Genomic DNA, 19,371 nt, shown 5'->3' on the forward strand with positions numbered 1-19,371 from the left:
ACGACGAGCGCGCCCGTGCCGACGGGCGCGCCGAACTTGTGGCCCGACAGACTCAGCGCGACGAGCCCGGACGCACCGCGGGCATCGCCCCGCCACCCCGCGAACGAGACGGGCACATGCGCGACCGCGCCGACCGCGTCGAGGTGCAGCGGCACCCGGGCCTCGGCCGCCGCGGCGGCGAGCGCCGCGGCATCCTGCACCGTCCCCACCTCGTTGTTGACGACGAGAGCCGTCGCGAGCGCCGCCGCCTCGGCATCCGATCCCATCGCCTCGGCGAAGCTCGCCGGGGCGATCCGGCCGACCGCGTCGAGACCGACCGGTCGAACCACGGCGCCCTGCGTCGCGAGCCAGGCGGCCGTGTCGAGGGTCGCGTGGTGCTCGCCGTCGGGCAGCACGATGGCGCCGGTGTTCCCCGGCCGCGCCCACCAGAGGCCTTTCAGGGCGAGATTGATCGACTCGGTGCCGCCGCCGGTGAACACGACCTCGATCGGCTGGCAGTCGAGGCGGGCCGCGACCTCTTCGCGGGCGTCTTCGAGCACCCTCCGGGCGGCCTGCCCCGACCCGTGCACCGACGACGCGTTGCCGACCTCGGCGGTCGCGGCGATCCAGGCATCGCGCGCGGCGGGCCGCAGCGGCGTCGAAGCCGCGTGATCGAGGTAGATCATCCTCACTACTGTAGAGCGCATGCCCAGCCCGAAGCCGTCCTTCCTCGACCCCGTCTACGACGATCTCGGCGTCACCCTCGGCCCCGGCGGCGGCACGCTGCGCGTGTGGTCGGGCACAGCGTCGAGCGTCGAACTCGTCGTGTTCGACGACACCGACCTCGACTGGATCACCGCGATCGTCCCCCTCACTCCCACCGGGGGCGACGTCTGGCAGGTGACGACGCCCGAGCTCGCCCTCGGCACCCACTACGCGCTTCGCGTCGACGGTCCCGCGGGCCCCCGCAACACCTTCAACAAGGAGTCGCTGCTTCTCGACCCGTACGCCCGCGCGATCGTGCCGGCGAGACCCGGACAGTGGCGCTCGGTCGTCATCGACTCCTCGCCGGCCGCGCCCCCCGCCGGGCGCCCCGAGACACCGCTCGACCGCACGGTGATCTACGAGGCGCACGTGAGGGGCCTCACCAAGAGGCATCCCGGTGTTCCGCCGGCGCTGCACGGAACCTACGCCGGCGTCGCCCACCCCGCCATGATCGAGCACCTGACGACGCTCGGCGTGACCGCCGTCGAGCTGCTGCCGATCCACGCGTTCGAGACCGAGCCGCGGCTGCTCTCCCAGGGGCTCACGAACTACTGGGGCTACAACACGGTCGGCTTCTTCGCCCCGCACGGCGCCTACGCGACGGCCGCCGCGCGCGAGGAAGGACCGCAAGCCGTGCTGCGCGAAGTACAGCAGATGGTGCGCGGCCTGCACGCCGCCGGCATCGAGGTGATCCTCGACGTCGTCTACAACCACACCGCCGAGCTCAGCATCGGCGGCCCCCGGCCGAGCTTCCGCGGCATCGACAACGCCGGGTACTACCGCCAGCACGACGACGGCAGCTACGTCGACGTCACCGGCTGCGGCAACGCGGTCGACACATCGACGGATGCCGCGGCGCGCCTCGTCTTCGACTCGCTCGTCTACTGGGCGCACACCGTCGGCGTCGACGGGTTCCGCTTCGACCTCGCCCCGACGCTCGGGCGCGGGGCCGACCACGCGTTCGACGCGAACCATCCCCTGCTGCGGGCGATCGTCGAAGACCCGCGTCTGGCGGGCCTGAAGATGATCGCCGAGCCCTGGGACGTCGGGTTCGGCGGCTGGCAGACGGGCGGCTTCGGCACCGGGTGGAGCGAGTGGAACGACCGCTACCGCGATCGGGTGCGAAACTTCTGGCTGAGCGATGTCGACTACACCCGTCGCGCCTCAACGCCTCCCGTCGGTGCCGGCGGGTTCGCGACCCGCCTCGCAGGGTCGTCGAACACATTCAGCGACGAGCGCGGGCCGCTCGCGAGCGTCAACTTCATCACGGCGCACGACGGGTTCACGCTGCGCGACCTCGTCTCGTACGACGTCAAGCACAACATGGGCAACGGCGAGCAGAACCGCGACGGCGCCGACACCAACCGGTCGTTCAACCACGGCGCCGAGGGGCCGACGGGCGATCCGGTCATCCTGGCCACCCGGCGGAAGGCCATGCGGAACCTCATCGGAACGCTGCTGCTGTCGGCGGGCGTGCCGATGCTGACGGCGGGCGACGAGTTCGGCCGCACGCAGCGCGGCAACAACAACGCGTACTGCCACGACTCGCCGCTCACGTGGCTCGACTGGCAGCACGCGCCCTGGCAGGACGACCTGCTCGCCCACGTCCGCCGTCTGGTGCAGTTGCGGCACGAGAACCCGGCCCTCCGTCCCCGCCGGTTCGCGCACGCCGACCGCACGGTGCCGAGCGCCTCGGTGATCGACTGGTACGACGAGCACGGCGACACGATGTCACCCGAGCGGTGGACGAACCCCGCGCACCGGACCCTGCAGTACGTGGCCGCCTCAACGCCCGAGACCGAGGCGCCGAATCGGATCCTTCTGATCGTGCACGGCAACGAGCGCCCCGTCGAAGTCACCCTCCCCCGTGTCGACGGCGTCTCCGCCTACACGTCCCTGTGGTCGAGCGTGCCCGAGCGTCCCGACGACACGGAGGCCGCAGTCGCCCCCGGCTCAGTCGTGCCGCTGCCGGGCACGGCGCTGCACCTGTTCCGGATGGACCCGTGATTCCGAAGACGACGCCGAACGGAGGGGCACGCTCCCCGGAGCGGCAGGTTCCGCGAAGCGGAGGGCGACGGTAGGTTCGAGACGTGGCCACGACAACGAGAACGTCCGCTTCCGGTCCGCGCAGGCCGCAGCCCGCCGAAGGCGGCGCCGTGCCCGTTCTGCGCAGCGGCTCGCAGATTCCGCTGCGCCCTGCCGAGCCGACGCAGACCGATGCCGGAACCCGCATCGGGCGCATTCCGCTGTCCTCGCCCCGCCCAGCGACGCCTGACCCTCGGTTCCGCCCGTCGGCGTTCTCGGGCGAAGCGGTGCCGTTCCAGGTGACCGCATTCCGCGAGGGACACGACCTCATCGGCGTGCACGTGCGCCTCACCTCGCCGTCGGGGGCCGAGAGCCTGCACCGCCTCGAGCCGCTGCGCGACGGCTTCGACCGGTGGCGCACCGTCGTCGCCCCGATCGAGCAGGGCGTGTGGACCTTCCGCTTCGAGGCATTCGCCGACGACGTCGCGACCTGGCAGCACGCCGCCGATCTCAAGATCGCCGCCGGCGTCGACACGGCGCTCATGCGCGAGATCGGTGCGCGCCTGTTCACCGAGGCGGCGACGCAGAAAGACCGCGGGGCCGCGCAGATCCGCGCCCTGATCGCCGCGGCGGCGACGCTGCGCGATGGGGATGCCTCGGACGACGATGCCCTCGCCGTCGTCCGCGACCCGGAGCTCGCCGCCTTCTTCCGTGAACGTCCGCTGCGCTCCCTGCTCACCGTCGGCCCCGACCTGGAACTGCTCGTCGAACGCGAGCGAGCCGGCGTCGGCGCCTGGTACGAGTTCTTCCCGCGGTCCGAGGGAGCGAAGCGCCGGAAGGACGGCACCGTCAGAAGCGGCACGTTCCGAACCGCCGCGCAGCGCCTGCCCGGTGTCGCCGGGATGGGGTTCGACGTCGTCTACCTGCCGCCCATCCACCCGATCGGCCGCATCAACCGCAAGGGTCGCAACAACACTCTCGACGCGCAGCCCGGCGACCCCGGGTCCCCCTATGCGATCGGCGCCGTCGAGGGCGGCCACGACGCGATCCTGCCCGAGCTCGGCTCGCCCGCCGACTTCCGCTGGTTCGTCCGGCAGGCGCAGGCGCAAGGCCTCGAGGTCGCCCTCGACCTCGCCCTGCAGGCGGCACCCGACCACCCCTGGGTCACCGAGCACCCGGAATGGTTCACGACCCTGCCCGACGGGTCGATCGCGTACGCCGAGAACCCGCCGAAGAAGTACCAGGACATCTACCCGCTCAACTTCGACATCGACCCGGCCGGCATCTACGCCGAGATGCTGCGGATCGTGCGGCACTGGATCGCGCAGGGCGTCAAGATCTTCCGCGTCGACAATCCGCACACGAAGCCGCTGCAGTTCTGGGAGTGGCTCATCGCGACGGTGAACGCCGACGATCCGGACGTGATCTTCCTCTCCGAAGCGTTCACCCGGCCCGCCGTCATGCGGAGCCTCGCGATGGCCGGCTTCCAGCAGAGCTACTCGTACTTCACGTGGCGCAACACGAAGGCGGAGCTCGAGGAGTTCCTGCAGTCGATCTCCGACGAGACCGCCGACTTCATGCGCCCGAACCTCTTCGTCAACACGCACGACATCCTCACCGAGTATCTGCAGTACGGCGGTCGCCCGGCGTACAAGATCCGCGCCGCCATCGCCGCGACCGGCGGCGCCACCTACGGCGTCTACGCCGGGTACGAGCTGTACGAGAACGTCGCACGGCCGGGCTCCGAAGAGAACATCGACAACGAGAAGTACGAGTTCAAGTTCCGCGAGTGGGAGCAGGCGGAGGCGGACGGCGACTCGCTCGCCCCGTACCTGCGGCGCCTCAACGAGATCCGCCGGCAGCACCCGGCCCTCCGCCAGCTGCGGGGGCTGAAGGTCCACTGGAGCGACGACGACGCCATCCTCGTCTACAGCAAGCACATCGACGGCGCCCTCACCGCATCCGGAGAGTCCGACACGATCATCGTCGTCGCGAACGTCGATCCCCACTCGATGCGCCAGACGATGGTGCACCTCGACACCACCGTGTGGGGCGTGCCCCGAGGCTGGGAGTACGAGGTCGAAGACCTCATCACCGGTGCCGTGTGGACCTGGAATCAGGATGCCTTCGTCCGCCTCGACGCATTCGTCGAGCCCGTCCACATCCTGCACGTGAGGAAGCGCCCATGAGCACCGTCGTCGAGAACGTTCCCGAATCCGTCTGGGACGCCGTCGCGGCGGGTGCGTACCACGCCCCGCACGACGTGCTCGGCCCGCACCCGCTCGCGGACGGGTCGTGGGCGATCCGCGCCCGCCGTCCGATGGCGAAGACCGTCACGGCGATCACCGCCGACGGCGGCGAGGTGCCGCTGCAGCACGTGCGCGGCGGCGTCTGGGAGGGTCGCACGCCGAGCCAGCCCGCCGCCTACGAGCTCGTCGCGACCTACGACGGCGGCCCCGACTTCCGCAGCGACGACCCGTACCGGCACCTGCCGACGCTCGGCGAGGTGGACCAGTACCTGATCGGTGAGGGCCGCCACGAAGAGCTCTGGAACGTCCTCGGCGCCCATGTGCGGCACTTCACCGGGGTGACCGGCGTCTCGTTCGCCGTCTGGGCCCCCCACGCCCGCGCCGTGCGGGTCGTCGGCGACTTCAACGGCTGGGACGGCGCCGCGCACGCGATGCGCAGCCTCGGCTCCACCGGCGTGTGGGAGCTGTTCGTGCCGGGGCTCGGTGCGGGCACCGTGTACAAGTACGAGATCCTCACCCCGCACAGCGGCTGGATCCTGAAGGCAGACCCGATGGCCTCGTGGGCCGAGGTGCCGCCGGCCACGGCATCCGTCGTCTACGAATCGTCGTACACGTGGGGCGACGACGACTGGCTCGCCGCGCGGGCCCGCCGCTCGCCCACCGATCAGCCGATGTCGACCTACGAGCTGCACCTCGGGTCGTGGCGGCCCGGGCTCGGCTACCGCGACGCCGCCGACCCGCTCATCGACTATCTCACCGAGGTGGGCTACACGCACGTCGAGTTCCTGCCGCTCGCCGAGCACCCGTTCGGCGGTTCGTGGGGCTACCAGGTGTCGGGGTACTACGCACCCACGAGCCGGTTCGGCACCCCCGACGACCTGCGCTACCTGATCGACCGCCTGCACCAGGCCGGCTTCGGCGTGATCATGGACTGGGTTCCGGGGCACTTCCCGAAGGATGCCTTCGCACTCGCCCGGTTCGACGGCGAGGCGCTCTACGAGCACCCCGATCCGCGACGCGGCGAGCACAAGGACTGGGGCACGCTGATCTTCGACTACGGCCGCAACGAGGTGCGGAACTTCCTCGTCGCGAACGCGCTGTACTGGTTCGAGGAGTTCCACGTCGACGGTCTGCGGGTCGACGCCGTGGCATCCATGCTCTACCTCGACTACTCGCGCGAAGAGGGCGAATGGGAGCCGAACATCTACGGCGGCCGCGAGAACCTCGAGGCCATCCGGTTCCTGCAAGAGGTCAACGGCACCGCCTACAAGCGCTACCCCGGCATCGCGATGATCGCCGAAGAGTCGACCAGCTACCCCGGCGTCACCGCGCCGACCAGTGAGGGCGGCCTCGGGTTCGGCTTCAAGTGGAACATGGGCTGGATGAACGACTCGCTCGTCTACTTCCAGCGCGACCCGATGTACCGCTCCCACCACGAGGGCGAGCTGTCGTTCTCGTTCGTCTACGCGTTCAGCGAGCGGTTCGTGCTGCCGATCAGCCACGACGAGGTCGTGCACGGCAAGGGAACCCTCTTCACCCGCATGCCGGGCGATCACTGGCAGAAGCTCGCGAACGTGCGCGCCTTCCTCGCCTACATGTGGGGGCACCCGGGCAAGCAGCTGCTGTTCATGGGGCAAGACTTCGGTCAGCTCTCGGAGTGGTCCGAGAGCCGGGGCCTGGATTGGTGGATGCTCGACCAGCCGCCGCACCGCCAGCTGCTCGAGTTCGTCGGCGCCATGAACCGCGTCTACCGCGAGCACGCGCCGCTGTGGTCGCGCGACAGCGACGGGAGCGCGTTCCGCCGCCTCGGTGAGCCGAGCTGGAACCCGAACGTCATCGCGTTCTCGCGCGTCGACCACCACGGCAACACCGTCGCGATCGTCTGCAACTTCTCCGGCACGCCGATCGACAACTACACCCTCGACCTGCCGGCCGCCGGCGAGTGGACCGAGCTGCTCAACTCCGATGCGCGGCAGTACGGCGGGTCAGGTGTGGGCAACCTCGGCGTCGTGCACGCCGACGACAACGGCCGCGCGACGCTCGTGCTGCCGCCCCTCGGCGTGCTCTGGCTCGGGCACAGCTCCTGAGAGCGCGGACGCCGCTGTCGATGACGGCGGCGGCGGTTCGGTGCTAACTTACGTCAGAACAGCAGCGAGGCGAGGCGCCCGCGCGCGCGGATGACGCGCGCGTCGGCGTCGCCGACGAGGCCGAACAGCTCGAGCAGACGCTCGCGCACGGGCGCGCGGTCATCGGCCGGGAGCGCCCCGAACAGGTCGAGCAGGCGCCCGAACGCGTCATCGACGTGCCCACCGGCCAGGTCGAGATCGGCGGCGGCGAACTGGGCCTCGACGTCGTGCGGGTGCTCCGCGGCGCGCGCCCGGGTCTCGGCGAGGTCGAGGTGCTGCACGCGGTCGAGCAGGCGCACCTGACCGAGCCCAGCACGCGCCTGCTCGTCCCGCGGGTCTTCGGCGAGGGCCGCCTCGTACGCCGTCACGGCGCGGGCATAGTCGCCGGCTTCGATCGCGTCGAACGCCTCTTGGTGAAGCGGCGGCAGCGCCGGTTCGGCGGGCTCTGCCGGATCGGATGCCTGGGCATCCGCCCCTGCTCCCGGCACGACCCCGGTGACGCCCTGCTGGGCGGCCAGCTGCAGCAGCTGCCCGAACACCTCGCGCACCTGCTGCTCGGGCACGGCGCCCGTGAACAGCGGCACCGGTTGACCGGCCACGAGGGCGACGACCATCGGGATCGACTGCGCGCGGAACCCCTGCGCGAGCTGCGGGTTGGCGTCGACGTCGACCTTCGCGAGCACGAGGCGCCCGCCGAGTTCGGTGACGACCTTCTCGAGGATCGGGCTCAGCTGCGCGCACGGGCCGCACCACTCGGCCCACAGATCGACGACCACCGGCACGGTGCGCGACAGCTCGAGCACCTGCCCGAAGGTGGCGTCGGTCACGTCGAACACGAGCGAGGGGCCGCCGGCCGGGGCGCCCGCAGCCGCTCCGCCGCCGGCTTCGGGCGCGGGCGCGGCCGCGCGGGAACGGAGTGACGACAGGTCGACGGCGCCGCGCAGCACGGCACCCGGACGGGGATCGCTCATCAGCCGACCACTTTCGATTGGAGGACGTTCGACGAATACCCGAGGAGGCTGATGCGCTCCTTCGAGCTCTGGGAGGGGACGAAGAAGAACAGCTGGTTCGCGTAGGTCGTCGTGAATCCGGTCGAGGACTGCGCGACCCCGGCGAGCGTCTGCACGATGGGGTTGTTGTCGACCTTGATCACGGCGTCGGCGTTCGTCGGCACGACGGTGTCGAGGTCGTCGACGGTGACCGCGACGATGGCGCCCGAGTCGAGCGTCGCGAGCGCCACCGGCGGCTGGGTGCCGGCCGAGGCCGAGAAGGTCAGCGAGCCGGTCTGCGCGCCGGTCTGGTTGAAGTCGTTGAGCCGCTGCGTGCGGTTCGCGTCGAGCTGCTTCTGGAACGCGTCGTCGGCCACGTCGAATGAGGCCGCGTAGGCGCTCCCCGTCCCCTTGGTCAGCACATCGGCGTAGGCGGCGGCGAGGTCGTCGGGCGCGATCGCGAGGAACGGCGAGTCGGCCGGGATCGGGATCGCCCCGACGTAGGTGGGCGCGAGGTTCAGCTTCGTGTCGGAGGTGAGGGTCGCGATCGAGGTGAGCTTGTAGGGCGCCCACGGGTCTTGCTGCGAGACGCTGAGGATCAGATCGGACTCGTCGGCGCCCTCGCCGCCCGGGGCGACGGCGAAGAACGTGCGCGGCCACTCGTCGTTGGCCTCGGGCAGGATCACCTGCAGGCTGCCGTCAGGGATCGGCGCGAGTGCCGTCTGGGTGGGGATCGCACCGCGCAGGGTGTAGTTGGTCTCGCGCACCGCGAGCGCCGTGCCGCCCAGGCGTGTGGCGGCGGCGATCGCGTCGCGCGCCTCGTCGGCGGTCGCCACCGTCTTCGAGATGCGGTCGACGATGCGCTCGGCCTGCGCCTGCGTGACGACGGGGCTGCCCTGATCGTCGGGCACGACGACGCTCTGACTCGACGAGGGTGTCGGGCTCGCGGCGGGCTGCGGCCAGGCATCCGCGGTGCAGCCGGTGACCAGCACGGCGCTCACGGCGAGGAGCGGGAGGGCCGTGAAGGCCTGCGTGCCGCGCGTGAGACGGCGACGCGACGGGGTCGCGGCGATGACGCCCTTGTCGGCGCCCTCGACGGCGAGGTCGATGGGCTCGGTGACCGGCAGGGGCACTCCCTTGCGGCGCGGCCCGCGCGAGCGGCGCGCGTGGCGCACGCCGAGCACATACAGAACAAGGCCGACGACCAGCAGGATCGAGCCACCCACGATGAGCGGCCCCGCCCACGGGGTCGAACTGCGCACGGGCCAGGTCACGGTCAGCGAGTGCGGAGCGGGCTGGGTGCCGTCGGTCGCGACGAGAAGGCTCATATCGGCCGGCAACTGCAGCGGCGTGATGAGCACGTCCTTCTGCTCGAACTCGTCGAGCCACAGGTCCGAGCCGGCGGGCGTGAGAGCTGCGGCACCGGCGGCCGCCGGCTCCGAGGCGGCGACGGATGCCGAGGTGATCTCTCCGGCGTCGAAGCCGATCTCGGTGTAATCGGCGCGGGCGAGCCACGCCTTGATGTCGGCGGTGCGGCCGTAGGCGGCGAAGATCGTGCCGTCCTCCTGCACGCGCAGGTTCTGCGAGCCGTCGTGGCTCGTGAGCACCGAGCCGTCGATCAGCACGTAGGGGGCGTCGCCCGCGACCTCGATCGCCTGGCTCTCGGTTTTCGGTCCCTCGAAGATCGTGCGCTGCGCGATGCCGGCACCGATCATGAGAGCAGCCAGCACGAAAGCGGCCACAGCCCACACGAAACGCACGAATCACACCTCCCCGCGCACTCCGCGGCGGGGTCCGGGAGCACACACTCGACGTTCCAGACTAGCGAAGATGTCCTGTGCATCGACCGAGAGCTGTCAACCCCCGCGTCGCATCCGGTCGCCGTCGCTAGTGTGCGTAGTCTGAGCATCGAACCGGCCATCTCCGAGGAGTACGCGTGAAGCTTCACCACCCGTTCCGCACCGCGCTGATCGCGACCCTCGGCGTCGGCGTCGGAATCTTGATCATCACGAGCGTGCAGTCGCTCTCGACGATCCTGCTCTACGTCGGCACGGCGCTCTTCCTCGCCCTCGGCCTCGACCCCGCCGTGTCGTGGCTCGAGCGCAAGGGTCTGCCCCGCTGGGCGGCGCTGCTCCTCACCTTCGCCGTCGTGCTCGCGGTGTTCGCCGGCATCATCCTCATCGTCATCCCGGTGCTCGTCGGTCAGATCTCCCAGCTGGTCACGCAGATCCAAGGCCTCGTGGAGCGCATCGTGTCGGGCGATTGGAACCCGGTCGACGAGTTCAGCGCGTGGTTGCACGCCACCTTCCCCGCACTCGACGTCGACAAGGTGTTCGGCTACATCTCCGACTGGTACAACACGCTCGACTTCGGGCAGATCGGCTCGGCCGCCGGCAACACGATCCTCGGCATCGGCGCCGGCATCATCGCCGGGTTCACCGGCGCGCTCATCGTGCTCATCCTGACGATCTACTTCACGGCATCGACCCCGAGCCTCAAGCTCGCCGTCGCCCAGCTCGTGCCCGCCTCCAAGCGCGCCCGGTTCGTCGACCTCGCCGACCAGATCACCGCTTCTGTCGGTTACTACGTCATGGGGCAGGTCACCCTCGGCGTCATCAACGGCGTGTTGAGCGCGATCTTCCTGACGATCATCGGCGCGCCCTTCCCCGCGGTCCTCGCGGTCATCGCGTTCTTCTTCTCGCTCATCCCGCTCGTGGGTACGCTCACCGGCTCGACGATCATCGTGCTCACCTGCCTCATCCCGGGGCTCGGGTCGCCGCTGACCGCTCTCGTGGCCCTCATCTATTACGCGATCTACATGCAGGTCGAGGCCTACATCCTCTCGCCGCGCATCATGAACCGCGCCGTGTCGGTGCCCGGCGCCGTCGTCGTGATCGCCGCCCTCGCCGGCGGATCGCTGCTGGGCCTGCTCGGCGCCCTCGTCGCGATCCCCGTCGCGGCGAGCATTCTGATCATCTACCGCCAGGTGATCGTGCCGCGTCAGAACGAGCGGTGACGCGCCGCCCTACTCCTGGTCGTCCCACTCGGCCTGGTCATCCCACTCGGTCGGCAGCGGCAGGGCGTCGGGATTGACGGCCGCCACGATCTCGGTGAGCACGCGGCGGGTCTGGCTCTCCCCCACCCACAGGTGCTTACCGCCCTCGACGGCGATGACCGTGGCATCCGGCACCGCGGCGAAACGCTCGCGCGCCTCGTCGGGGCGCAGGTAGTCGTCGAACTCGGGCACGACGACGACCATGCGGCGGTCGTCACCCGCCCACGCGGCCACCTCGTCGGGGGTCGCCCGGTGCAGCGGCGGCGAGAGCAGGATGACGCCCTCGACGTCGTGGTCGCGACCGTACTTGAGCGCCAGCTCGGTGCCGAACGACCAGCCGACCAGCCACGGGCGCGGCAGGGCGCGCTCCCGCACCAGGTCCATCGCGGCGGCGACGTCGAACGCCTCGGCCTGGCCGCCGTCGAACGCGCCCTCGCTCGTGCCGCGGGGAGACGCGGTGCCGCGTGTGTTGAAGCGGAGCACGGCGAGGTCGGCGAGTGCGGGCAGGCGGGCCGCGGCTTTGCGCAGGATGTGCGAGTCCATGAACCCGCCGGCGGTCGGCAGCGGATGCAGGGTCACGAGCGTCGCGACGGGTTCGCGCTGCTCGGGCAGAGCCAGCTCCCCCACGAGGGTGAGGTCGTCGAGGGTGCGCAGTTCGATCTCTTCGCGCCGCGCCGGCAGCAGCACTGGTCCACGGATTTCCATCAGCCGATCCTCCAGCAGGTCGCGTGCCAGTGCCGACGTGCCGCGAGGTCTGCGGCGTCGCCGAGCACGCCGTCGGCACGCCAGACGACGACGTGTGCGACGCCGGGAGCGACCTCGCGCCCGCAGCCCGGGCACGTGTACGTCTTCTGGGCGGCTGCCGCACTCACCGGCTGCACCGTCCAGGTCACGCCGCGGCGCGTCTCGGTGCGCTTCCAGCCGGCGAGCAGGCGATCGAGCGAGTCGTCTTCGGGTTCGCGGCGACGACGGTTCGCGCGGGGCATCCGCTCAATACCAACCGCTCGACTGCGAGTGCGCCCACGCGCCGCACGGCGTGCTGTAGCGGCCCGTGATGTAGCCGAGGCCCCACGCGATCTGCGTAGCCGGGTTCGTTTCCCAGTCGGCGCCGGCCGAGGCCATCTTGCTGCCGGGGAGCGCCTGCGGGATGCCGTAGGCACCGCTGCCCGCGTTGTACGCGTTCACGCGCCACCCCGACTCTTTGCTCCACAGCGCCACGAGGCACGCGAACTCGTCGTCGCCCCACCCGCGCGCCTGCACCATCGAGTAGGCGACAGCCTGCGCCGTGCCCGGGTCGGGAGAGACGAACGGAGGCGTCCACGCCGCCGACGAGGCGGTCGACGAGTCGACGGCGGCCGTCGGGGTCGGCGTGGGAGTGGGCTTCGGGGCGACGTACACGGTGTAGACCATGCCGTCGCGACCGAGCGACACGGTGTCGTCGCTGCGGGACAGATACGACTGCGCGTCGGCGATCGTGCCGGCGTAGAGCGACAGCGGGTCGAGCTCAGCCGCTTCGGCGTGGGTGGTCGACGCACTCAGCGGACCGATGTACGCGACCCCGAACGCGGCCACCGCGAAGAGGGCGAACGCGCTCATCACGCCGCGGCGGCGCGACCAGCGCTGCGCCGGCGCCGCGGGGCGTGTGGTGCGTGCCGGTGGTGCACTCGTTCGCGAGGCATCGGCGCGCGCGACGTCTCTGCGCAGGGTGTCCCTGCGCAGGGTGTCTGTACGCGCGGCGGGCGACGAGGTCTTCGGGTCGGCCGCGGGTGTCAGCTCGGCGTCGGAAGTCACAGTGGGTCGAGTCTATCGGCCGCCGCCGGGCGGTGCCATCGCGCGCTCATGAGAGGTCTCACACGACGGCGAGCATGACCTCGACCACGGCGTCGAGCACCGCGTCGACCTGCGCTTCGCTGTACCCGCGGCGCTGCATGCGGAACGCGACCGACCGCACCTGGTCGACCGTGACCGGCTCACCGTCTTCGAGGAAACGCGCGATCTTGTCGGTGACGAGATCGACCTCGTCGATGCGGTAGCCGTAGCGCAGCAGCCCCACCCGGCGGAAGCGGTGCCGCTTCGGGCGCGTGAGCCGGTCGAGCACCTCCTGCGCGAGCTTGCGTGACTGGCCCACCCACGCGCGGGCGCCCGCGCGGCCGAGCGCGTGCTCGCGCTCGCGCGCCGCGAAGGCGTCTTCGATCCGGCCGAGCGCGGCATCGACCGCGGCGATCTGGTAGCCGCGCCGCACGAGTGGGAAGGCGACGGTGCGCACCGTGTTCGCGTCGACATCGGTGACATCGGATGCCTCGAACGCCGCGCGCGCCCGCGTGAGGAACGCGTCGACGTCTTCGGGGCGGTACCCCTTCTGCCGCCCCGACGTGTGCGGGAACGGAGCGGTTTCGGTCGCGGTCTGAACGGTCATGCACCCACCAACGGATAGAACAGGAAATACATCGCCAGCGCGGCGCCGGCCGACGGGAGGATCGAATCGAGTCGGTCGAGCACACCGCCGTGACCGGGAAGCCACGAGCTCATGTCTTTGATGCCCAGGTCGCGTTTGATCATCGACTCGCCGAGATCGCCGACCGTGGCGCAGCCGAGGATGACGACGCCGAAGATGACCCCCACCCACCACGGCGTGTGCAGGGCGAACAGCGCGTAGAGCACGGCGGTGATCGTGGTGGCCACCGCTCCCCCGGCGAAGCCCTCCCAGGTCTTCTTGGGGCTGATGCGCGGGGCCATCGGGTGCGAGCCGAACGCGAGACCGCTCGCGTACGCGCCCGTGTCGGCCGCGACGACTACGACGAGCATGCCGAGCACCCACAGCTCGCCCTGATCCTGACGGAGCAGCACGAGGGCGAGCGAGGCGAGGAAGGGCACGTAGAGGGGCACGAAGCCGGTGACCAGCACGTCGGTGAGCACGTCGCCGTACCGCCGACCGTCACTGGCGGCCATCTGCGCGAGCATCCGCCAGACGATGACGGCGGCGACGCACGCGAAGGTGATGACCCAGTGCGTCCAGTGCCCGAAGAAGTAGCCCGAAAGCATGATGATCGCGCCCGCGACAAGCTGGGGCACGACATCGATGCGCCGGCCCGCGGTCTGCAGCGCCCGGGCGAACTCGAACACGCCCAGCAGGCACACCGGAATCGCGAAGACGAGGAACAACCACTTCACGAACAGCAGCGACGCCAGCACCACGGCGCCCACGGCGAGGCCGATGAGCGTCGCCATCAGCAGATTGCGGCCCGTGCGCTCGTTGATGCGGTCCTGCACCTGCTCGAAATCGGCGCGTGCGCGGTCGATCTGCTGCTCGAACTCGCTGCGCGCGGCGCGCACGTGCTCATGGAACGCCGAGGAGCTCTCGGGCTGTCGGCGGGCCGCCCCCCGGTTCGGGGGTGCGTCCTCGCCCGCGGCGGGTTCGCCGGAGGGGTCGGTCATCGCCTCACACCTCGAGGAGTTCAGCCTCTTTGCGCCCCAGTGCCGCATCGATCTCGTCGACGTGCGCGCGGGTGATCTGGTCGAGTTCCTTCTCGGCCCGCACGAGGTCGTCTTCGCCGACATCGCTCTTCAGCCCGTCGAGCTCGTCTTTGGCTTTGCGGCGGATGCCACGCACGTGCACCTTGGCGTCTTCACCCTTCGTGCGCACGAGCTTGACGTACTCCTTGCGACGCTCGGCGGTGAGCTCGGGCATGGTGACGCGCACCAGGTTGCCGTCGTTGGTGGGGTTGACCCCGAGGTTCGGGATGTCGCGGATGGCCTGCTCGATCGCCTTCAGCGCCGACTTGTCGTAGGGAGTCACGACGAGCGTGCGCGCCTCGGGGGCGTTCAGTGACGCGAGCTGGGACAGCGGGGTGGGCGACCCGTAGTAGTCGACCATCACCTTCTGGAACAGCTGGGGGTTGGCGCGTCCCGTGCGGACGGTCGCGAAGTCTTCCTTCGCGGCCTCGACGGCGCGGTCCATGCGCCCGGACGTGTCGGCCAGGATGTCGGCGATCACGGTCACTCCATTCGTTGTTGCAGTAAGGGCAAGTCTAGTGCGGGCCGGTGTCGCCGCTCAGACGGTGACGAGCGTGCCGATCCGCTCACCGAGAAGCGCGCGCGTGACGTTGCCGGCCGGCTCCATCCCGAACACGCGCATGTCGATCCCGTTGTCCATGCAGAGGCTGAACGCCGTCGAGTCGACGACCTTGAGCCCGCGCTGCAGGGCATCCTGGTAGGTGATCTCGTCGATCTTGGTGGCCGAAGCATCCTTGTTCGGATCTGCCGTGTACACGCCGTCGACACCGTTCTTGGCGACGAGCACCTCATCGGCACCGATTTCGAGCGCACGCTGGGCGGCGACGGTGTCGGTGGAGAAGTACGGCAGGCCCGCACCGGCGCCGAAGATCACAACGCGCCCCTTCTCCAGGTGACGCTCCGCGCGGCGCGGGATGTAGGGCTCGGCGACCTGCGTCATCGAGATGGCCGACTGCACGCGGGTCGCGGCGCCGGCCTGCTCGAGGAAGTCTTGCAGGGCCAGCGCGTTCATGACGGTGCCGAGCATGCCCATGTAGTCGGCGCGGCCGCGGTCCATGCCGCGCTGGCTGAGCTCCGCGCCGCGGAAGAAGTTGCCTCCACCGACGACGATCGCGACCTCGACCCGGTCGACGGCTGCGGCGATCTCGCGCGCGATCTGGCCGACCACATCGGGGTTGACGCCGAGCTGCCCCCCGCCGAACGCTTCGCCGGACAGCTTCAGCAGGACGCGGCGGCGTCCGGTGTTCTCATCGATCACGGGGTTCCTCTCGTCGTGTGGCAGAGTATCGCAGCCCGGGCCGCGCCGACACGTGACGGCGGCAGGCATGGGAAAGGGGTCCGCATCCTCGCGAATGCGGACCCCCAGAGGCGACTTACGCGCCGACCTTGAAGCGGGCGAAGTCGGTGATCGTGATCCCGGCGTCGTCAGCGACCTTCGCGACGGACAGCTTGTTGTCCTTCGCGTAGTCCTGGTCGAGCAGGGCGACCTGCTTGAAGAACGCGTTCACGCGGCCCTCGACGATCTTCGGCAGGGCAGCCTCGGGCTTGCCCTCGTTGCGGGAGATCTCGGTGACGATCTCGCGCTCCTTCTCGACCTCGTCGGCGGGAACGTCGTCACGCGAGAGGTAGGTGGGGTTGGCGAACGAGATGTGCTGCGCGATCGAGCGCGCGGTCTCGGCGTCGTCGCCCGTGTAGACGAGCACCACGCCGACCTGCGGGGGCAGGTCCTTGCTGGTCTTGTGCAGGTAGATCTCGAACTTGTCGCCCGAGAGCGTGCGCACGCGACGCAGTTCGACCTTCTCGCCGATGATGGCGGCCTCGTCGGAGATCAGCTCCGCGACGGTCTGGTCGCCGGCGGGGGCGGCGAGGGCCGCCTCGACCGAGTCGGCGTCGACGGCGGCGGCCGCCTCGAGCACCTTGTCGGCGAGCGCGATGAAGCGCTCGTTCTTCGCGACGAAGTCGGTCTCGGTGTTCAGCTCGATGATGGTGACCTTGTCGCCGTGGGCGACCGCGGTCACGAGGCCTTCGCTGGTCGACCGGTCGGCGCGCTTGGCGTTGCCCTTCGCGCCCTTCAGGCGCAGGATCTCAACGGCCTTCTCGAGGTCGCCGTCGGCCTCCTCGAGCGCCTTCTTGGTGTCGACCATGCCCGTGCCCAGCTGCTCGCGCAGCGTCTTGATGTCGGCGATGGTGAAGTTTGCCATGGGTGGTGGCTCCTTGATCGTGGTGAGTGGATGCCGGTGCGGGATCGACGCGCGTCGCGACGATCCCGCACCGAGAGTGGTGTGTGAGCCTTACTCGGCGGCGACGGCCGCGGCGTCGCCCGCGGCCTTGGCCGCGGCGCCGGCCTCGTCGGCGGCCGACTCGGTCGCGATGGTCTCGACCTCGGCGACGTTCTCGACGACCTCGGCCTCTTCGGCCGCGGCCTCGGTCACGTCAGCGACCTCGGCGGTGTTCGCCGACGACTGGTCGGCCGAGCCCTGCTCGAGCAGCTCGCGCTCCCAGTCGGCGAGCGGCTCGGCTTCGGCGGCCTCGTCGGTCGGGTTGTGGCGCTGGATGAGGCCCTCGGCGGCGGCGTCGGCGATGATGCGGGTGAGCAGGCCCACCGAGCGGATCGCGTCGTCGTTGCCCGGGATCGGGAACTGGAACTCGTCGGGGTCGGCGTTCGTGTCGAGGATGCCGATCACGGGGATGCCGAGCTTCTTGGCCTCGTCGATGGCGAGGTGCTCGCGCTTGGCGTCGACGACCCAGATGGCCGACGGCGTCTTCTGCAGGTTGCGGATACCGCCGAGCGACTTGTGCAGCTTGTCGAGCTCGCGCTTCTTCAGCAGCAGCTCCTTCTTCGTGAAGCCCGAGTCGGCGGGGTTCTCGAAGTCGAGCTCCTCGAGCTCCTTCATGCGCGCGAGGCGCTTGGAGACCGTCTGGAAGTTGGTCAGCAGGCCACCGAGCCAGCGCTGGTTGACGTAGGGCTGGCCCACGCGCGTCGCCTGCTCGGCGATGACTTCCTGCGCCTGCTTCTTGGTGCCGACGAAGAGCACGGTGCCGCCGTGGGCGACCGTCTCCTTGACGTACTCGTACGCCTTGTCGATGTAACCGAGCGACTGCTGCAGGTCGATGATGTGGATGCCGCTGCGCTCGGTCAGGATGAAGCGCTTGACTTTCGGGTTCCACCGGCGGGTCTGGTGTCCGAAGTGCACGCCGCTGTCGAGCAGCTGGCGAATGGTGACGACGGCCATGGCCGTTCTCCTTTGTTCTGGGTTTCTCGCTCGACCGATCGGCCGATGCTCCTGGCGCCCGGCGCACACCCGCTCGCCGCCGGAGCGGTGAGACCTCAGGGTGCGGATGCCACGCGGCCGGACCTCGATCCGGCTCGCGCTCTGGGCACGCGTAGTCACCCCGACATGCGGGGTGCGACTCCCAGTGTATCAGTCGGGGATCGCGCCGCGCGGCTCGGGCGGGCTCGGCGCGGCTCGGCGCGGGTGGCCCAGCGCGGGAGGCCCAGCGCGGCGCCTCCTCCCCCGCGGACGGATTCGGCGATCCGTCCACAGATCCGCGCAGGCGACTCCCCTGCATCCGTCAGCGCGGCGAGAGTGGACGGATGCGGATGCGAAGAGGTCACGCCCGGGCCCGGGTGCTGCTGCCCGCGGCGATCGTCGCCGCGATACTGGCATCCGCCGCGCCGTCGGATGCCTCGGCATCCGTTCCGGTTCGCGGGGGCGCGGGAGCGGTGACCATGTGGGTGGGCGCGGGCGCGGCGTTCGCCGGGGCGCTCGGCCTGCCGAGCGACGCCTCGGACCCCGCGCTGGCCGGGTGGCAGTGGCCCGTGGCGCCGCCGCGCATCGTCGCGCCGTTCGTCGCACCCGCGCACGAATACGGACCCGGGCATCGCGGCATCGACCTCGCGGCGGCACCGGGGGCGGAGGTTCACACGCCCGCGGCGGGCACGATCGCGTTCGTGGGGCGGGTGGCGGGGCGGCCACTCGTGACGATCGACCACGGCGACGGACTCGTGACGACGCTCGAGCCGGTGAGCGCGACCGTCACGATCGGCGACGCCGTGGCCGCCGGAGACGTCGTCGGTGTGACGGATGCCGGTGGCCACACCCCGCCCGGCGCCGTGCACTTCGGGGTGCGGAGGAACGGCGCGTACATCAACCCGATGCTGCTGCTCGGTGAGGTTCCGCGGGCGGTGCTGCTGCCGTGTTGCTGACGCATCGCCCCGCGCGGCCGCGCGCCGAGCGCGGTCAGGACCCCGGGTAGGTGTTGTCGTCGCCGGCGACGGTGACGCTACCGAGGGTCGCCGCGGCGATCGTGTTGCTGTTACCGGTGATGAGGAGCGACCCGACCTCGCCGGCGACGTCGATGTCGTTGTGGTCGCCGCGCACCGTGACGCTCCCGAGCCGCGGAGCAGCGATCCGGTTGGTCTGGCCCTCGATCGTCGCGGCCGTGAGCTCGCCCGCGACGATGACGTTGCCCTCGCCGCGCACGATGAGGTCGCCCGGCGCGCCGCCGTCGATCCGCACGGTCTGCGCCGAGCCCTGCACCACGACATGCGCGCAGTCGCCCGAGACGACGAACGCGCCGCCCTGCCCCGCGATCGACGCGGTGCCGCCCGGGCAGGCGATGGCGCTCTCCGCGACCGGCGGGGTCGTCGCGGCGCCGGGCGCGGAGGT

General features: G+C 70.6%; 18 protein-coding genes. 5 read left to right on the forward strand and 13 right to left on the reverse strand.

Annotated features, from left to right (window positions below):
* On the reverse strand, nucleotides 1-665 hold a 665-nt coding region (locus tag G3N18_RS12810; RefSeq protein ID WP_196384673.1), incomplete at its 3' end, for a cysteine desulfurase family protein.
* A gap of 19 nt (nucleotides 666-684) precedes the next feature.
* Between G3N18_RS12810 and glgX the strand changes: the two genes are divergently transcribed.
* From glgX to glgB, 3 genes are all read left to right on the forward strand, one after another.
* On the forward strand, nucleotides 685-2,751 hold the full coding sequence (glgX, locus tag G3N18_RS12815; RefSeq protein ID WP_196384674.1) for a glycogen debranching protein GlgX: 2,067 nt from the start codon (nucleotides 685-687) through the stop codon (nucleotides 2,749-2,751).
* Nucleotides 2,752-2,900: 149 nt separating this feature from the next.
* Nucleotides 2,901-4,958, forward strand: coding sequence for an alpha-1,4-glucan--maltose-1-phosphate maltosyltransferase (locus tag G3N18_RS12820; protein ID WP_420827099.1), 2,058 nt, complete (start codon nucleotides 2,901-2,903; stop codon nucleotides 4,956-4,958).
* Complete coding sequence (gene glgB / locus G3N18_RS12825) at nucleotides 4,955-7,105, forward strand: 1,4-alpha-glucan branching protein GlgB (protein ID WP_196384675.1); 2,151 nt, start codon at nucleotides 4,955-4,957, stop codon at nucleotides 7,103-7,105. Before G3N18_RS12820 ends, glgB begins: the two co-directional genes overlap by 4 nt.
* 53 nt (nucleotides 7,106-7,158) lie before the next feature.
* On the opposite strand, the gene G3N18_RS12830 is transcribed toward glgB, so the two are convergent.
* On the reverse strand, nucleotides 7,159-8,115 hold the full coding sequence (locus G3N18_RS12830) for a tetratricopeptide repeat protein (protein ID WP_196384676.1): 957 nt from the start codon (nucleotides 8,113-8,115) through the stop codon (nucleotides 7,159-7,161).
* Nucleotides 8,115-9,893: a DUF8094 domain-containing protein gene (locus G3N18_RS12835; RefSeq protein ID WP_196384677.1), complete on the reverse strand. Its 1,779-nt coding sequence runs from the start codon at nucleotides 9,891-9,893 to the stop codon at nucleotides 8,115-8,117. The genes G3N18_RS12830 and G3N18_RS12835 overlap by 1 nt, the downstream gene beginning before the upstream one ends.
* A 176-nt stretch (nucleotides 9,894-10,069) precedes the next feature.
* On the opposite strand from G3N18_RS12835, the gene G3N18_RS12840 reads away from it, so the two are divergent.
* On the forward strand, nucleotides 10,070-11,149 hold the full coding sequence (locus G3N18_RS12840) for an AI-2E family transporter (RefSeq protein WP_196384678.1): 1,080 nt from the start codon (nucleotides 10,070-10,072) through the stop codon (nucleotides 11,147-11,149).
* Nucleotides 11,150-11,158: 9 nt separating this feature from the next.
* Here the strand turns inward: G3N18_RS12840 and G3N18_RS12845 are convergent, their stop codons facing one another.
* From G3N18_RS12845 to rpsB, 9 genes are all read right to left on the reverse strand, one after another.
* Nucleotides 11,159-11,893, reverse strand: a complete 735-nt coding sequence (locus G3N18_RS12845; protein WP_196384679.1) for an alpha/beta hydrolase — start codon at nucleotides 11,891-11,893, stop codon at nucleotides 11,159-11,161.
* The gene (locus G3N18_RS12850; protein ID WP_196384680.1) at nucleotides 11,893-12,174 is read right to left on the reverse strand and encodes a hypothetical protein; all 282 of its coding nucleotides are present in this window, start codon (nucleotides 12,172-12,174) and stop codon (nucleotides 11,893-11,895) included. The genes G3N18_RS12845 and G3N18_RS12850 overlap by 1 nt, the downstream gene beginning before the upstream one ends.
* Before the next feature lie 4 nt (nucleotides 12,175-12,178).
* A complete protein-coding gene (locus G3N18_RS12855) occupies nucleotides 12,179-12,979 on the reverse strand; it encodes an aggregation-promoting factor C-terminal-like domain-containing protein (RefSeq protein WP_314856110.1) in 801 nt (266 codons plus the stop codon).
* A gap of 58 nt (nucleotides 12,980-13,037) precedes the next feature.
* Entirely contained in the window at nucleotides 13,038-13,604 is a 567-nt protein-coding gene (locus G3N18_RS12860) for a DivIVA domain-containing protein (protein WP_196384681.1), read from the reverse strand.
* On the reverse strand, nucleotides 13,601-14,623 hold the full coding sequence (locus tag G3N18_RS12865; protein WP_196384682.1) for a phosphatidate cytidylyltransferase: 1,023 nt from the start codon (nucleotides 14,621-14,623) through the stop codon (nucleotides 13,601-13,603). The genes G3N18_RS12860 and G3N18_RS12865 overlap by 4 nt, the downstream gene beginning before the upstream one ends.
* A 4-nt stretch (nucleotides 14,624-14,627) precedes the next feature.
* Complete coding sequence (gene frr, locus G3N18_RS12870) at nucleotides 14,628-15,182, reverse strand: ribosome recycling factor (RefSeq protein WP_196384687.1); 555 nt, start codon at nucleotides 15,180-15,182, stop codon at nucleotides 14,628-14,630.
* Nucleotides 15,183-15,239: 57 nt separating this feature from the next.
* Nucleotides 15,240-15,959: a UMP kinase gene (pyrH, locus tag G3N18_RS12875; RefSeq protein ID WP_141380708.1), complete on the reverse strand. Its 720-nt coding sequence runs from the start codon at nucleotides 15,957-15,959 to the stop codon at nucleotides 15,240-15,242.
* A 115-nt stretch (nucleotides 15,960-16,074) separates the two neighbouring features.
* The gene (gene tsf, locus G3N18_RS12880; protein WP_141380707.1) at nucleotides 16,075-16,902 is read right to left on the reverse strand and encodes a translation elongation factor Ts; all 828 of its coding nucleotides are present in this window, start codon (nucleotides 16,900-16,902) and stop codon (nucleotides 16,075-16,077) included.
* 90 nt (nucleotides 16,903-16,992) lie between these two features.
* On the reverse strand, nucleotides 16,993-17,934 hold the full coding sequence (gene rpsB / locus G3N18_RS12885) for a 30S ribosomal protein S2 (RefSeq protein WP_196384683.1): 942 nt from the start codon (nucleotides 17,932-17,934) through the stop codon (nucleotides 16,993-16,995).
* A 362-nt stretch (nucleotides 17,935-18,296) separates the two neighbouring features.
* Between rpsB and G3N18_RS12890 the strand changes: the two genes are divergently transcribed.
* Nucleotides 18,297-18,908: a murein hydrolase activator EnvC family protein gene (locus G3N18_RS12890; protein ID WP_230404170.1), complete on the forward strand. Its 612-nt coding sequence runs from the start codon at nucleotides 18,297-18,299 to the stop codon at nucleotides 18,906-18,908.
* A gap of 34 nt (nucleotides 18,909-18,942) precedes the next feature.
* Here the strand turns inward: G3N18_RS12890 and G3N18_RS12895 are convergent.
* The coding region (locus G3N18_RS12895) for a DUF3060 domain-containing protein (RefSeq protein ID WP_196384684.1) at nucleotides 18,943-19,371 on the reverse strand (429 nt) is incomplete at its 5' end.

Source organism: Microbacterium paulum (assembly GCF_015707995.1).
Taxonomy (GTDB): domain Bacteria; phylum Actinomycetota; class Actinomycetes; order Actinomycetales; family Microbacteriaceae; genus Microbacterium; species Microbacterium paulum.

Coding starts and splice junctions, on each gene's coding strand:
- glgX (WP_196384674.1), top strand. CDS start 685: ATGCCCAGCCCGAAGCCGTCCTTCCTCGACCCCGTCTACGACGATCTC.
- glgB (WP_196384675.1), top strand. CDS start 4,955: ATGAGCACCGTCGTCGAGAACGTTCCCGAATCCGTCTGGGACGCCGTC.
- G3N18_RS12830 (WP_196384676.1), bottom strand. CDS start 8,115: ATGAGCGATCCCCGTCCGGGTGCCGTGCTGCGCGGCGCCGTCGACCTG.
- G3N18_RS12845 (WP_196384679.1), bottom strand. CDS start 11,893: ATGGAAATCCGTGGACCAGTGCTGCTGCCGGCGCGGCGCGAAGAGATC.
- G3N18_RS12850 (WP_196384680.1), bottom strand. CDS start 12,174: ATGCCCCGCGCGAACCGTCGTCGCCGCGAACCCGAAGACGACTCGCTC.
- G3N18_RS12860 (WP_196384681.1), bottom strand. CDS start 13,604: ATGACCGTTCAGACCGCGACCGAAACCGCTCCGTTCCCGCACACGTCG.
- G3N18_RS12865 (WP_196384682.1), bottom strand. CDS start 14,623: ATGACCGACCCCTCCGGCGAACCCGCCGCGGGCGAGGACGCACCCCCG.
- tsf (WP_141380707.1), bottom strand. CDS start 16,902: ATGGCAAACTTCACCATCGCCGACATCAAGACGCTGCGCGAGCAGCTG.
- rpsB (WP_196384683.1), bottom strand. CDS start 17,934: ATGGCCGTCGTCACCATTCGCCAGCTGCTCGACAGCGGCGTGCACTTC.
- G3N18_RS12890 (WP_230404170.1), top strand. CDS start 18,297: ATGCGGATGCGAAGAGGTCACGCCCGGGCCCGGGTGCTGCTGCCCGCG.